The organism is Acidovorax sp. BLS4, assembly GCF_032929295.1.
Taxonomy (GTDB): Bacteria; Pseudomonadota; Gammaproteobacteria; order Burkholderiales; family Burkholderiaceae_C; genus Paracidovorax.
The window spans coordinates 4,607,149-4,620,596 of the sequence record NZ_CP136797.1; the positions used below are offsets into that span (position 1 = coordinate 4,607,149).

The 13,448-nt window shown below is 67.0% G+C and carries 15 protein-coding genes; 12 read left to right on the forward strand and 3 right to left on the reverse strand.

The window, feature by feature from the left end:
* The first annotated feature begins 5 nt into the window (after nt 1–5).
* From motB to R1Z03_RS21340, 8 genes are all read left to right on the forward strand, one after another.
* Nucleotides 6–944 (forward strand): flagellar motor protein MotB, encoded by a 939-nt coding sequence (motB, locus tag R1Z03_RS21305; protein ID WP_272565427.1) that lies wholly within the window; start codon nt 6–8, stop codon nt 942–944.
* Nucleotides 945–1,010: 66 nt separating this feature from the next.
* On the forward strand, nt 1,011–1,397 hold the full coding sequence (cheY, locus tag R1Z03_RS21310; RefSeq protein WP_092745669.1) for a chemotaxis response regulator CheY: 387 nt from the start codon (nt 1,011–1,013) through the stop codon (nt 1,395–1,397).
* 2 nt (nt 1,398–1,399) lie between these two features.
* On the forward strand, nt 1,400–2,029 hold the full coding sequence (locus tag R1Z03_RS21315) for a protein phosphatase CheZ (protein ID WP_272565428.1): 630 nt from the start codon (nt 1,400–1,402) through the stop codon (nt 2,027–2,029).
* Nucleotides 2,030–2,292: 263 nt separating this feature from the next.
* Nucleotides 2,293–3,447 carry a flagellar biosynthesis protein FlhB gene (locus R1Z03_RS21320; protein ID WP_272569821.1) on the forward strand — a complete coding sequence of 385 codons (1,155 nt, stop codon included), beginning with the start codon at nt 2,293–2,295 and terminating at the stop codon, nt 3,445–3,447.
* The gene (gene flhA / locus R1Z03_RS21325; RefSeq protein WP_284402628.1) at nt 3,444–5,525 is read left to right on the forward strand and encodes a flagellar biosynthesis protein FlhA; all 2,082 of its coding nucleotides are present in this window, start codon (nt 3,444–3,446) and stop codon (nt 5,523–5,525) included. Before R1Z03_RS21320 ends, flhA begins: the two co-directional genes overlap by 4 nt.
* Complete coding sequence (gene flhF / locus R1Z03_RS21330) at nt 5,522–7,048, forward strand: flagellar biosynthesis protein FlhF (protein ID WP_317354876.1); 1,527 nt, start codon at nt 5,522–5,524, stop codon at nt 7,046–7,048. The genes flhA and flhF overlap by 4 nt, the downstream gene beginning before the upstream one ends.
* Nucleotides 7,041–7,838 (forward strand): hypothetical protein, encoded by a 798-nt coding sequence (locus tag R1Z03_RS21335; protein WP_272565433.1) that lies wholly within the window; start codon nt 7,041–7,043, stop codon nt 7,836–7,838. The genes flhF and R1Z03_RS21335 overlap by 8 nt, the downstream gene beginning before the upstream one ends.
* A gap of 4 nt (nt 7,839–7,842) precedes the next feature.
* Nucleotides 7,843–8,559: an RNA polymerase sigma factor FliA gene (locus R1Z03_RS21340; protein ID WP_284402625.1), complete on the forward strand. Its 717-nt coding sequence runs from the start codon at nt 7,843–7,845 to the stop codon at nt 8,557–8,559.
* Between the two features lie 121 nt (nt 8,560–8,680).
* Here the strand turns inward: R1Z03_RS21340 and R1Z03_RS21345 are convergent, their stop codons facing one another.
* The 3 genes from R1Z03_RS21345 to flgA all read right to left on the reverse strand — a co-directional run bounded on the left by R1Z03_RS21345 (nt 8,681) and on the right by flgA (nt 10,271).
* A complete protein-coding gene (locus R1Z03_RS21345; RefSeq protein WP_284402624.1) occupies nt 8,681–9,043 on the reverse strand; it encodes a hypothetical protein in 363 nt (120 codons plus the stop codon).
* A gap of 42 nt (nt 9,044–9,085) precedes the next feature.
* Nucleotides 9,086–9,421: a flagellar biosynthesis anti-sigma factor FlgM gene (gene flgM / locus R1Z03_RS21350; RefSeq protein WP_284402623.1), complete on the reverse strand. Its 336-nt coding sequence runs from the start codon at nt 9,419–9,421 to the stop codon at nt 9,086–9,088.
* A 91-nt stretch (nt 9,422–9,512) separates the two neighbouring features.
* Nucleotides 9,513–10,271, reverse strand: a complete 759-nt coding sequence (gene flgA, locus R1Z03_RS21355; RefSeq protein ID WP_372588184.1) for a flagellar basal body P-ring formation chaperone FlgA — start codon at nt 10,269–10,271, stop codon at nt 9,513–9,515.
* Between the two features lie 214 nt (nt 10,272–10,485).
* Here flgA and flgB point away from each other — a divergent pair, with 214 nt between their 5' ends.
* Genes flgB through flgE form a run of 4 tightly spaced genes read left to right on the forward strand, consistent with a single transcriptional unit; the run spans nt 10,486 to nt 13,395 of the window.
* Nucleotides 10,486–10,944 (forward strand): flagellar basal body rod protein FlgB, encoded by a 459-nt coding sequence (flgB, locus tag R1Z03_RS21360; RefSeq protein ID WP_272565438.1) that lies wholly within the window; start codon nt 10,486–10,488, stop codon nt 10,942–10,944.
* 39 nt (nt 10,945–10,983) lie between these two features.
* Entirely contained in the window at nt 10,984–11,388 is a 405-nt protein-coding gene (gene flgC / locus R1Z03_RS21365) for a flagellar basal body rod protein FlgC (protein WP_272565439.1), read from the forward strand.
* Between the two features lie 21 nt (nt 11,389–11,409).
* Complete coding sequence (locus R1Z03_RS21370; RefSeq protein WP_272565440.1) at nt 11,410–12,060, forward strand: flagellar hook assembly protein FlgD; 651 nt, start codon at nt 11,410–11,412, stop codon at nt 12,058–12,060.
* Between the two features lie 57 nt (nt 12,061–12,117).
* The gene (gene flgE, locus R1Z03_RS21375; RefSeq protein WP_284407501.1) at nt 12,118–13,395 is read left to right on the forward strand and encodes a flagellar hook protein FlgE; all 1,278 of its coding nucleotides are present in this window, start codon (nt 12,118–12,120) and stop codon (nt 13,393–13,395) included.
* Nucleotides 13,396–13,448: the final 53 nt, after the last annotated feature.

The window sequence follows — 13,448 nt, forward strand, 5'->3', positions numbered from 1 at the left end:
CCGCCATGGCCGACAAGAAACTCCAGCCGATCATCATCAAGCGCGTCAAGAAGGGCGGCCATGCCGTGCATGGCGGCGCCTGGAAGATCGCCTATGCCGACTTCGTGACGGCCATGATGGCGTTCTTCCTGCTGATGTGGCTGCTGGGCTCCACCGCCAAGGGCGAACTGCAGGGCATCGCCGCCTACTTCAATTCGCCGCTGAAGGTGTCCATGCAGGGGGGAGACGGTGCGGGCAACAGCTCGAGCGTGATTCCCGGCGGCGGCAACGATCTGTCCAAGGTGCATGGCCAGGTTCGGCGCTCCGACTCGGAGACATCGACGAACCGCCGCGCCAACCTCGAAGCCGCACGCGCCGAGCGCGCCCGCCAGGACGAGATGCGCATCAAGGCGCTGCAGGCCAAAATCGACGCGCTGATCACCGAAACGCCCAAACTGAATGAGTATCGCTCGCAGATCCGCATGGATGTGACGCCCGATGGCCTGCAGATCCAGATCGTGGACGACCAGAACCGGCCCATGTTCGACAGCGGCAGTGCGTTGGTAAAACCCTACATGCGCGACATTCTTCGAGAAATCGGAACCGCGCTCGGCGGCGTGCAAAACCGCATCAGCCTGGCGGGCCACACCGACGCGACGCCCTACGGCAACGGCGACCGCGGCTACAGCAATTGGGAACTGTCGGCCGACCGGGCCAACGCCTCGCGGCGCGAACTCGTGGCCGCCGGCATGCCGGATGCCAAGCTGGGCCGCGTTGTCGGGCTGGCGGCCAGCGATTTGCTGGAACCCAAGGAGCCGCGCGCGCCCGCCAACCGGCGCATCACGATCACGGTTTTGACCCAGGAAGCCGAGGAACGGCTGCTCGGAAAGAAATCTGCCACCATCACTTCCACGGAGTTCACCGCCGAAAAGCGCGAGAATCCGGCATCCGCCCCTCGGCCGTAACGTCTTGTCACCAAACCTGCGGCCCATGACAATACACACTGCAATTTCCGACCGAAAGGGTCCCACGTGACCACTGCACTCCGCTTTTTGATCGTTGACGACTTCTCCACCATGCGACGCATCGTGCGCAACCTGCTCAAGGAAAGCGGCTTTGCCGATGCCGATGAGGCGGAAGACGGCGTGGTGGCGCTGAACAAACTGCGCAACAGCAAGTTCGATTTCGTCGTCACCGACATCAACATGCCCAACATGAACGGATTCCAGCTGCTGGCTGAAATCAAGAAGGACGACAAGCTCAAGCACCTGCCCGTGCTGATGGTGACGGCGGAAGCCCGCAAGGAAGACATCGTGGCAGCCGCCCAGAACGGGGCAGCCGGCTACATCGTCAAGCCGTTCACCAAGGCCACGCTGGAAGAGAAAGTCACCCTGATCCTCAAGAAAATGGGCCTGTGATCATGGATACCTCGGACAACAACCTTCCGGAAGCCGGCGCCGTTCACAACAAGATCGGCCAGCTGACCCGCCAGCTGCACGACTCGCTGAACGAACTCGGCTACGCCGACAAGCTGCGCGGCACGATGGGCGAGTTGCCCGATGCGCAAAGCCGACTTTCCTACATCGCGCGCCTCACGGGCGAAGCGGCAGAGAAGGTATTGAGCCGGGTGGAGCAGGCCAAGGCCCAGCACGACTTCATCGCCGAGGAAACCCGCCGCGTCGTCTCCTCGCTGGTCAAGGACCCCGTGGCGGCCGTCGCCAAAGGCGAGATCATGAACTTCCTGCACGACGTGGAGCGCGTCACCAAGGAAGCCGACGGCCACCTGACCGAAATCATGATGGCGCAGGACTTCCACGACCTCACCGGCCAGGTGATCGCCCGTGTGGTCAATCTGGCGGCCACGATCGAAGAGCAGCTGGTGCAGTTGCTCATCCAGACCGCCCCACCGGCCGCGCAGGCGCAGGTCGCCCCCGTGGTGGAAGCGCGCCGCGAACACCTGGCCGGCCCGGTGGTCGATCCCGAAGGCACGCCCGATGTGGTCACCGACCAGTCCCAGGTGGACGATCTGCTGGCCAGCCTGGGCTTCTGATGCCGGGCGGGCGCTGGCGCTCCTGAAAAAGGAGCATCCACCGTATATCCACATGGGATTTCATGGCCTTTTGGCATGCAACGGCAATAAGTACTAGGGCATATTGCTATCATTTTTGATGTACCGGGGTGCGTGACACCCCGCCCCTGCCGGCCCACCCCACCGGCCGCCACCCTGAATAGCCGCCCGACAAGCCGTCTATTCGCGCTTTAGGTTTCCGGGGCGCTCACGACAATGGCATGACCACCAGCCGTCATGCCACCATGGACTCCAGCCAAGACAAAGACCTCCCCGCGACAGAGCACAAGCTCCAGAAAGCGCGCAAGGACGGTCAGGCTGCGCGCTCGCGGGACCTGTCCCACATCGCCGTCCTTGGCATGGGCGCCTGCAGCGTCCTCGTGCTGGCGCCCATGCTGACCGAACACCTGCAGCTGGCCGTGCGCGAGCAGCTGGTGTTCAACGCCGCCACGGTGCAGGCCACGGGCAGCATGGTCACCCGGTTGCATCAGATGGCGCTGATCGGCGTGGTCGCCAGCCTCGTCTTCGCCGTTCTCACCAGCGCCGCCGCCGTGGTCAGCGCCATCGGCGCCGGCGGCTGGGTGTTCAGCTTCCAGCCCATCACGCCCCAGTTCAGCCGGCTGAACCCGATCTCGGGGTTCACCAACCTGGTGTCCAAACAGCAGCTGGTCAACGTGGGCAAGATGGTGCTCATGACCGGCGTGATCACCGCCGTGGCCTGGAACTTCCTGGGCAACAGCATCCAGAAGCTGTCCATGCTGGTGCTGCAGCCCTCGCCGGTGGCTCTGCGCTGGGTGGGTGAATGGATGACCTCGGGCGTGAGCCTCATGCTGCTGGTGGTGTTTCTCGCGGCGGTCGTCGACGTGCCGCTGCAGGCGTTCTTCTTCAAGTCGCGCCAGAAGATGTCGCACGAGGAAATCAAGCAGGAGCACAAGGAATCCGAGGGCAGCCCCGAGACCAAGAGCCGCCAGCGCCAGCGCGCCCGCGAGATCGCCGACCGCGCCAGCATCGCCGCCGTGCCCAAGGCCGACTTCGTGGTGATGAACCCGACCCACTATGCCGTGGCCCTCAAGTACGAAGAAGGCACGATGAGCGCCCCGCAGGTGATCTCCAAGGGCACCGACCTGCTCGCCTTCAAGATCCGCGAAATGGCCACGCAGCATTCGGTACCGGTGCTGCAGTCGCCCATGCTGGCCCGCGCGCTCTACGCGCATGCCGAGCTGGACCAGGCCATCCCCGCCACGCTGTACGCCGCCGTGGCGCAGGTGCTGGCCTACGTTTACCGCCTCAAGGCCGCGATGCGCGGCGAAGGCCGCATGCCCGAGGCCCAGCCCGACCCGTTCGTGCCGCCCGAACTTGATCCGCTGAACCGCACCACCGACGCAGGGACCGCCCCATGACGCCCTCCATCAAATCCGTCCGGCAGTGGGCCGGCACCAACGCCTCGGCCGTGCAGGGCATGTCCGCCCCGCTGCTGGTGGTGGCCATCCTGGCGCTGATGGTGCTGCCCATCCCCGCCTGGCTTCTGGACACCTTCTTCACGCTGAACATCGCCGTCGCGCTGATGGTGATGATGGTGGCGGCCTACATGCTGCGGCCGCTGGACTTCGCGGCGTTTCCCTCGGTGCTGCTGCTGACCACGCTGATGCGGCTGTCGCTCAACGTCGCCTCCACCCGCGTGGTGCTGCTGGAAGGCCACACCGGCCCGGGCGCGGCAGGTGCGGTGATCGAGGCCTTCGGCCACTTCCTGATCGGCGGCAACTTCGCCGTCGGCCTGATCGTGTTCGCCATCCTGGTGGTGATCAACTTCGTGGTGGTGACCAAGGGCGCCGAGCGGATCGCCGAAGTGTCGGCCCGCTTCACCCTGGACGCCATGCCCGGCAAGCAGATGGCGGTGGACGCCGACCTGAACGCCGGCCTCATCGACGAGAAGGAAGCCAAGCGCCGGCGCCTGGAAGTGGCGGAAGAAGCCAACTTCTTCGGCTCGATGGACGGCGCCTCGAAGTTCGTGCGCGGCGATGCGGTCGCCGGCATCCTGATCCTGCTGATCAACATCGTCGGCGGCTTCGCCATCGGCATGCTGCAGCACGACCTGTCGGCCGGCCAGGCGGCCAACAGCTACATCCTGCTGGCCGTCGGCGACGCGCTGGTGGCGCAGATCCCGGGCCTGCTGATCTCGGTGGCCGCGGCCATGGTGATCTCGCGCGTGGGCAAGGAAGAGGACATGGGGCACCAGATCGTGCAACAGCTCTTCATGTCGCCCCGCGTGCTGGGCGTGACGGCCGGCATCCTGATCCTGCTGGGCCTGATCCCGGGCATGCCGCACGCCGTGTTCCTCATCATGGGCTCAGGCTTGGGCTACGCCGCCTGGACGCTGATGAAGCGCGCCAACGCCCCGCAGCCGGTGGTGGAAGCGCCCCCGCCCGCGCACGACGGCGAAGCCAGCTGGGACGACCTGCAGCCCGTGGACCTGCTGGGCCTGGAGCTGGGCTACCGGCTCATCACCCTGGTGGACAAGAACCGCCAGGGCGACCTGCTCACCCGCATCAAGGGCGTGCGCCGCAAGTTCGCGCAGGAAGTGGGCTTCCTGCCGCCGGCCGTGCACGTGCGCGACAACCTGGAACTCAAGCCCAGCGCCTACCGCATCACCCTGCGCGGCGTGGTGGTGGGCGAAGGCGAGGCCTTCCCCGGCATGCACCTGGCGATCAACCCCGGCGGCATCACCACCCCCCTGATCGGCACGCCCACGACCGACCCCGCATTCGGCCTGCCCGCCCACTGGATCGACGAACACCAGAAGGAAGCGGCACAAATGGCGGGTTTTACGGTCGTTGATTCAGAAACCGTGATGGCGACGCATTTGTCACACTTGATGCAAGTTCAAGCCGCCAAGCTCCTGAGTCGCACCGAAACCCAGCAACTCGTGGAACACGTGGCAAAACTGGCCCCCAAGCTCATCGAGGAAGTGGTTCCCAAAATGGTGTCGATCGCAACGTTCCAGAAAGTCCTCCAGCTGCTGCTGGAAGAGTCTGTGCACATCCGCGACATCCGCACCATCATCGAGACGCTGGCCGAACATGCCGGCGCCACCACCGACCCGGTGGAACTGGCCCGCCGCGTGCGCATCGCGCTGTCGCCCGCCATCGTGCAGCAGATCTACGGCCCGACGCGCGAGCTGAACGTGATCGCCATCGAACCTGGCCTGGAGCGCCTGCTGGTGCAGGCCCTGAGCAACAACGCCGGCCCTTCGCTGGACCCGGGCGTGGCCGACATCCTCACGCAGAAGGCCGCCGAAGTCGCCATGAAGCAGGAAGAACTGGGCATGCCCGCCTGCTTGCTGGTGCCCGACGCCATCCGCAACGCCATTTCCCGCCTGGTGCGCCGCGTCGCGCCCCGGCTGCAGGTGCTCGCCCACAGCGAGATCCCTGAAACCCACACCATCCGCATTGGCCCGATCCTCAAAGGTGCATCCGCATGAACATCAAACGCTTCACCGCCCCCACCTCGCGTGAGGCCCTGGCCAAGGCGCGCATGGCCTTCGGGGACGGCACCCTCATCCTGTCCAACCGCCCCACCGCCAATGGCGTGGAAGTCATGGCCACGGCGGAAGACACGCTGTCCAGCCTGGAAAACGCGCCCGAGCAGGCCCCGCCGAGCCGCCTGCAGGAGCGCGCCTCCGACATGGCCGCCAGCCCCGCGCGCACCCTGGCCCGCCCCGCGGCCGCCGCAGCCCGGGCCGAGCCCCAGCGCAATGCGGTGGCGCAGGACACGGAGCAGCTGGCCATGAGCACGCTGTCGTTCCAGGACTACGTGCGCGAGCGCATGCTGCGCCGCCGCCACGAAGCCCTGACCGGCACGGCCGAGGCCCCTTCGATCAACGAGCGCAGCCGCGAACGCGCGCCGGACCGCGAGCGCGAACGCATGCCCGCACCGGCCGCCGCGCCCGTGGTGCGCCACAACCCGCTGCGCTCCATTCCGATGGACGTCGCCCCCGAGCCCGTGGCCCCGCGCCGCGTGCAGGTGCCCGTGCCCTCGCTGGCTCCCGCCGCCGGCCAGCATAACCTGATGAGCGAGCTGCAGTCCATGAAGGACCTCATCGAGGACCGCTTCAACACCCTGGCCTGGCTCGGACAGGCCCGGCAGAACCCGATCCAGTCGAACCTGATGCTCAAGCTCATCCGCGCCGGCTACTCGCCGTCGCTGGCCCGCGCCGTGCTGGAGCGCCTGCCCGAGGAACTGGGCGCAGGCGATGCGGTGCGCTGGCTCATGGAAGTGCTGGAGCGCAACCTGAAGACCGACGCGCATGCCCGCCCCCTGTACGAAGAAGGCGGCATCTACGCCATGGTGGGCTCCACCGGCGTGGGCAAGACCACCACCACGGCCAAGCTCGCCGCCCTGTGCGCCCGCGTCCACGGCCCGGGCAGCGTCGGCCTCATCACGCTGGACACGTACCGGGTCGGCGCCCACGAACAGCTGCGCACCTATGGCCGCATGCTGGGCGTCGTGGCCCACCTGGCGCACGACCGCGCCGCGCTGCAGGACCTGCTTGGCCTGCTGGGCGGCAAGAAGATGGTGCTCATCGACACCACCGGCGTCGCACCGCGCGACCCGCGCAAGCGCGACATGCTGGATGTGCTGGACCTGCCCAACGTCAACCGCCTGCTGGTGCTGAACGCCGGCTGCCACGGCGACACGCTGGACGACGTGCTCAGCGCCTTCAAGACCGCCGGCTCGCAGCAGGCCATCCTGTCCAAGGTGGACGAAGCCGTGAAGCTCGGCCCTTCGATCGACGCCCTGATCCGCCACCAGATGGTGCTGCGCGGCGTGACCAACGGCCAGCGCGTGCCCGAGGACTGGGAGGCCGCCGATGCGCACAAGCTCATCAGCACCTCGATGCGCTCGCCCGCCAAGTCGGCCTTCGACCCCAAGGCGTCGGACCTGAACTTCTTCTTCTCGCACTCGCCCGAGCTGGCCTCGGAAAGGGGACTGGTCGATGCTTGATACCGGATTCCACCAGGCCACGAGCCTGCACAGCATCACGCCGCAGTCGGACCTGCGGGTCGTGTCTGTCGTGGCGCAGCCCGACGCCGCCTACGGGTTGGAAACCCTGTGGCAGGTGTGTTCCAGCCTGCAGCGGCTGGGGTATCCCGTGGCCGTGCTGGACGGCACCGCCCGCGAAACCGACGACGCGCCGGGCCTGGCCCACCTGCTGGCCGAGCCCTCCTGGCAGAACGGCGCCCCGCTCGAAACCGGCCCGGCGGCCTCGTCGCTGGCGGTGATTCCGGCCGGCTACGGCATGCAGCGCCTCGCCCGCCAGACCGCCGACGGCCCGGCCGCGATGCAGGCGCTGCAACCCTTCTTTCGCACCTATGCGCTGCTGGTGCTCTACGCCAGCGCCGAGGTGCTGGCACCATTGGTGCGCGCGACCTCGGCCATCCCCCTGGTGATCGCCGAAGGCGGCCCCGACAGCGTGGTGCAAAGCTACCGGCAACTGAAACACATGGCGATGCACGCCGGCGTGCACTGCTCGGTGGCCTCCATCCTGCCGCCCGGCGGGCCGGCCCAGGCCGACCCGACGCATGCGGCGTTGAACACGCTGCAGCGCTGCGCCGAGCGGCACCTGGGCAGCGGCATCCTGACCAGCACGGTGCGCGCCAACCACGCCCAGGACGTGCAGCGCCTGGCCTTGCAACTGCTGGAAAACGCGTGCACCATTGGCGCCGCAACGCCGCCCCCCACCCCGCCCTTCGGCATGACGGAGACGGCAGCGCATTTCGCCCGGAGACATTGACCCGATGTACACCGCCAAAGGACAGCTCGACCGCGATGCGCTGATCCGCCAGCACGTGCCGCTGGTTCGCCGGATTGCGCACCACATGATCGCCAAGCTCCCGCCCAACGTGGAGCTGGACGACCTCATCCAGGTGGGCATGATGGGCTTGAGCGAGGCCCTGTCGCGCTACGAGGTGGCGCAGGGCGTGCAGTTCGAGACCTTCGCCACCCAGCGCATCCGCGGCGCCATGCTCGACGAATTGCGCGAGGGCGACTGGATGTCCCGCAGTTCGCGCAAGAGCCAGAAGGAAATCGAACACGCCGTCCACCGGCTGGAGCAGAAACTCGGGCGCAGCCCGCTGGAATCCGAGATCGCCGCCGAGCTGGATCTGAGCCTGGGCGAATACCAGACGCTGCTGGGCAAGGTGCGCGGCACGCAGTTGGTCTACCTGGAAGACATGACGCGGGGCGACGACGGCGACGACGGGTTTCTCGACCGGCACGTGGCCGACGGCGAAGCCGACCCGATGGCCATGCTGCGCGACCAGCGGCTCAAGGCCTCGCTGGTGGCCGCCATCAAGAGCCTGCCGGAGCGCGAGCAGCACATCATGGGCATGTACTACGAGCACGACATGAACCTGAAGGAGATCGCGGCCGTGCTGGGCGTGACCGAATCGCGCATCTGCCAGCTGCACAGCCAGTCCATCGCCCGGCTGCGGGCCAAGATGCGCAGCCACTAGCGGAGCGCCGCCGTCCCACCGGACGCGCCCCTGGCGCCAACGAAAAAGGCCGCATGCAGATGCGGCCTTTTTGCTTTGGGAGGCTGGCTTTTGCCAGGAGCGAAGGGGAAGCCGGGCGGGATCAGCCCTGCGACCGGTAGATCCGAGCGGCGCCGCCCGATCGTGCCGGAGCACCGTTTCCGTAGGTCGCAGCCTCCTGGGGCGGCAGCAGGGTCGCCACCTGGCGCTCGGTCAACGCGGACAGGCGCGCCAATTGTTCCCGCTGCTGGGACAACTGGCTGCGAAGGGCCTGGATGCGGCGCTGGATGTCGGCCGGCAATTCGGTGGGGCGGGGGATTTTCTGGAGCGCCTGGGACAGATCGAGAGCGGCTTGGCGCAACAGTGGGGCGGTGCGTTCTACCGCGAGCGCGTCGGTTTCCAGCAGGGCGGCACCGACGTCTTTCAACCGGGATTCGACTTCAGACAGCGTGGTTTCGAGTTGCATGGGTGGATCCTGTGCCGATCAACCCCTGCAGGAAACCCGGGGTCAGTGGCTGTTGCTGGTGTGGGAGATGATTTCCTGCGCATTGGACAGCAGCTTGTCCGCGATCGCATCGGCGTCCACCGAGAAAGTGCCCTTTTCGATGGCGGCGCGCACGGCCTTCACCTTGTTGGCATCGAAATCGGTGCCGGCGCGGCCGTTGGCTTCGAGTCCGCGGGCGGCGCTGGAAAACGTGACAGGCACGCCAGCGGCCGCAGCGGCAGCGGGCGCGGCGCTCTTGGCAGCCGTTTCGGCGGCAGCTGCAGGGGCCTTGGCCTGCTTGGCAGCCGTGGCGGCTTGCGACACTGCATTGGCTATTTCGGGGTTTTGACCTATCTTCATCGCTCTCTCCCACCCCGCTCGATGTGGGGCACAGTAGCAATGTTTTCGACCACTTCGACAGGGACTTTAGGCCTTTCTTGCGCCCCATCGCTTACAAAGTGATCTCTACTGTTCCATTTTCGGACACAACACCGGCGACGACACGGCCATTCTCCATACGGATGCGCACAGTCTCGCCAACGGCGCCTGCGGTGATCGCCTGGCCTGCGGATGTTACCGAATAACCCCGCCCCTGCGCCACCACCCGCACCGCGGCCCCCGCCTTGAACAGGGTCGGCGCCTTCACCATGTGCTGGCGCACGGCCTGGCCGGCCATGAGCTGGCGCGAGGCCACCATGCCGACCCAGCTGTCGGGATTGGCCACGATCGCGGTGGTTTCCGCCGCCCAGTCCACTTCGGCCTCGGTCGCATCGGCGGCCGTGAGCACGGCCCCGGACGCGACATTGCCCGTGAGCACCCACGCCGGGCCATACGCCTTGACGGTGACGGGCAGGAACACGTTCCACGCGGTGGCACCGTCCACGCAGCGCAGCCCGAGGCGGGTGCGGCCCCACAGCCGCGAGCCGGCAGGCAGGTAGGGCTCGACGCGGGCGCATGGCGCCAGGCGCAGGCGGGGGTCCAGGGCCCCCACGCTCACTTCCATGCGCAGCGGCATGCTGGCCGTGCCCGACTGGCCGCGCTGCAGCGCATCGTCCAGCCAGCGCTGGGTGATTCCGCCCAGGTCCGCCGCCGGTTCGGCCACGGCCTGGGCCCGCAGCGTCGCGGCGGGCAGGGCAAAGGCCGCCGCCAGAGCGGCCATCCGGGCCAGGCGCAGGGTGGGAAGGAATCGGGGAGCGGTGGTGTGTGACATGGGAAAGCCTCCTGTGGCGGGGAATGCGCCGCCCAACAGGGAAGGCCATTCGGACCCCTGGCACTTTAGGGCCGGCCGGCGCGCACGAAGCACCGAACTGCGCGCCAATCGCCGCGTTCTTCGCGCTTTAGAAAAACCGGCCCATTTCCATAATCGAACCCACGCCGGAACCCCTCTTTTCCCCGGCCAGGACCCAACGCTTTGCGAGGCTGACATGCTCAACAAGATGACTGAAAGGCTGGATTTCCACGGCAACGCGCTTTTGCTGCGTGCCGAGCGCCAGCGTGCCATCGCGAGCAATATCGCCAATGCCGACACGCCGGGCTACGTGGCCCGCGACTTCAATTTCGCCGACGCGATGCGCGATGCGACCGGCGGCGGCTCGACCACGCTGAGCACCGGATCGGGGTCGACCATGTCCCTGGCCACCGGCCAGCGCCAGCAAAGCGCCACCGATCCGCGCCACATTCCGCTGCCGGCCGCCACGACGGGCATGGGATCGGGCAGCACGCTGGGCTACTCGGTGCAGACCCAGCCCAACCTGGACAACAACACGGTGGACCTCGATCGCGAGCGGGCCGCCTTCGTGGACAACGCCGTGCGCTACGAAGCCACGCTGCGGTTCATCAACGGCAACGCCAAGACGATGCTGAGCGCCATCCAGGGCCAGTAAGCGCCGCAACGCCCCCACCCACGGAAAGCGGAAACCGCCATGTCCATGTTCTCCATCTTCAATGTCTCGGGCAGCGCCATCAGTGCGCAGTCGCAGCGGCTCAACGTGGTGGCCAGCAACCTGGCCAACGTCGAGGCCGTCGCCGGCCCGGACGGCCAGGCCTACAAGGCGCGCCAGGTGGTGTTCCAGACGGCGCCGATGGGCGCCGAGAGCGCCGCCGGCGTGCGGGTGAGCGCCATCAGCGAGAGCAACGCGCCGGGCAAGCGGGTGCACGACCCGAGCCACCCGTCCGCCGATGCGGAGGGCTACGTCACCCATTCCAACGTGAACGCGGTGGAGGAGATGGTCAACATGATCTCCGCCTCGCGCTCCTACCAGAACAACGTCGAGGTCATGAACACGGCCAAGTCGCTGCTCCTCAAGACCCTGCAGATGGGCCAGTAACTTTTCGGGAAGAACCTCGCCATGATCCTCAATCCCATCGGCTCCACCGCCACCGTGAATTCGGGCACCAGCGCCAATTCGGCCACCGACCCCAACGCCGCGCAGGACCGCTTCCTGAAGCTGCTGGTCGCGCAGTTGAACAACCAGGATCCGATGAATCCGATGGACAACGCGCAGATGACCTCGCAGATGGCGCAGATCAACACCGTCACCGGCATCCAGACGCTGAACCTGACCATGCAGACCATGGCCGAGCAGTTTTCCACGATGCAGACGCTGCAGGGCACGGCCATGATCGGCCGCTCGGTGCTCGCGGAAGGCTCCAAGATGACCTACACCGACAGCACGGGCAAGGGCTACTTCGAGCTGGCCGGCGCGGCGACCAGCACCAAGGTCGAGGTCGTCACGCCCGGCGGCGCCGTCGTCGGCACGGTGGACATGGGCGCGCAGGACAAGGGCCGCCACGAGTTCGAGTTCGACGCCAGCAAGTACGCGGGCAACAAGAGCGACCTGCAGTTCCGCGTGGTCGCCTCCACCAAGGACGGCACCGTGCAGTCCACGGCGCTCATGCAGGCGAAGGTGGTGGGCACCGGCTCCAACAGCGGCGCGCTGACGCTGGACCTGGACACCGGCAGCACCGTCAACTACAGCCAGATCAAAGCGGTGCTCTGACCGGCACGCCCTTCCCACCTATCCACGCGCTTTCCTTCTTCCTCTCAGGAGAACACCATGAGCTTTCAGCAAGGCCTGTCCGGCCTCAACGCCGCCAGCAAGAACCTGGACGTGATCGGCCACAACATCGCCAACTCCAACACGGTGGGCTTCAAGGCCTCCCGCGCCGAGTTCGCTGAAATGGTGGCCTCGGCCATCGGCTCCGCGGGGGGAACCAACGCCGGCATCGGCGTGGAGACCGCCGACGTGGCGCAGCAGTTCAACCAGGGCAACCTGTCGATCACCGGAAACAGCCTGGATGTGGCGATCAACGGCGACGGCTTCTTCAAGCTGCAGCAGCCCGATGGCACCAATGCCTATACCCGTGCGGGCAATTTCAAGCTCGACGACCTGGGCAACGTGGTCACCAACAGCGGTGCCAAGGTGATGGGCTACACGGTGGACCCGGCCACGGGCCTGCGCACGGCCAGCAACGCCACGCCGCTGTCGTTCCCCACCTCGCAGCCGATCCCGGCCAAGCAGACCACGTCGATCACCGCATCGTTCAACCTCGACGCGCGCGCGCCGGACGCCGCGGGCGACTCCACCGCCACGCCGCCCGTGCCCGCCACGCCGCGCGCCACCTACGGCACCTCGATCAACGTCTACGACAGCCAGGGCGTCGCCAAGCCGGTGAGCCTGTACTTCCAGAAGAACGGCGCCAACACCTGGGACGTGTACGACAAGCTGGACGATCCCACGGCGACGCCGCCCGTGGTGGCCGCGCCCGTCGGCCAGATCACCTTCGACAACAACGGCAAGATCACCGCGCCCGCGGCGACCCCGCCCGCCACCGGCTTTCAACTGCCGCTCACGATCTCGCCCACGCCGCCCAACCCGAACAACCTCACGGACTACAGCGTGAACGTGAAGCTGGACGGCGTGACGCAGTTCGGCACCAAGTTCGCCGTGTCCGACCTGTCGCAGGACGGCTACACCGCCGGGGAGCTGACGGGCATCAACATCGAAAACAACGGCATGGTGATGACGCGCTACTCCAACGGCGTGACGCGCGCCGAGGGGCAGCTGGCGCTGGCCAGCTTCCGCAACACGCAGGGCCTGGCCTCCATCGGCAACAACAACTGGGCCGAAACCTTCGAATCCGGCCAGGCCGTGATGGGCGCGCCCACCGACGGCAAGTTCGGTGCCCTGCGCTCCGGCGCATTGGAAGACTCCAACGTGGACCTGACGGCCGAGCTGGTGAACATGATGACGGCGCAGCGGGCCTACCAGGCCAACGCGCAGACCATCAAGACGCAGGACCAGGTGATGTCCACGCTGGTCAACCTGCGCTGATCCTTTTCCTGAACCCCACCCCTACCGACTGAGACGCCTGCGCGAGACCCTCC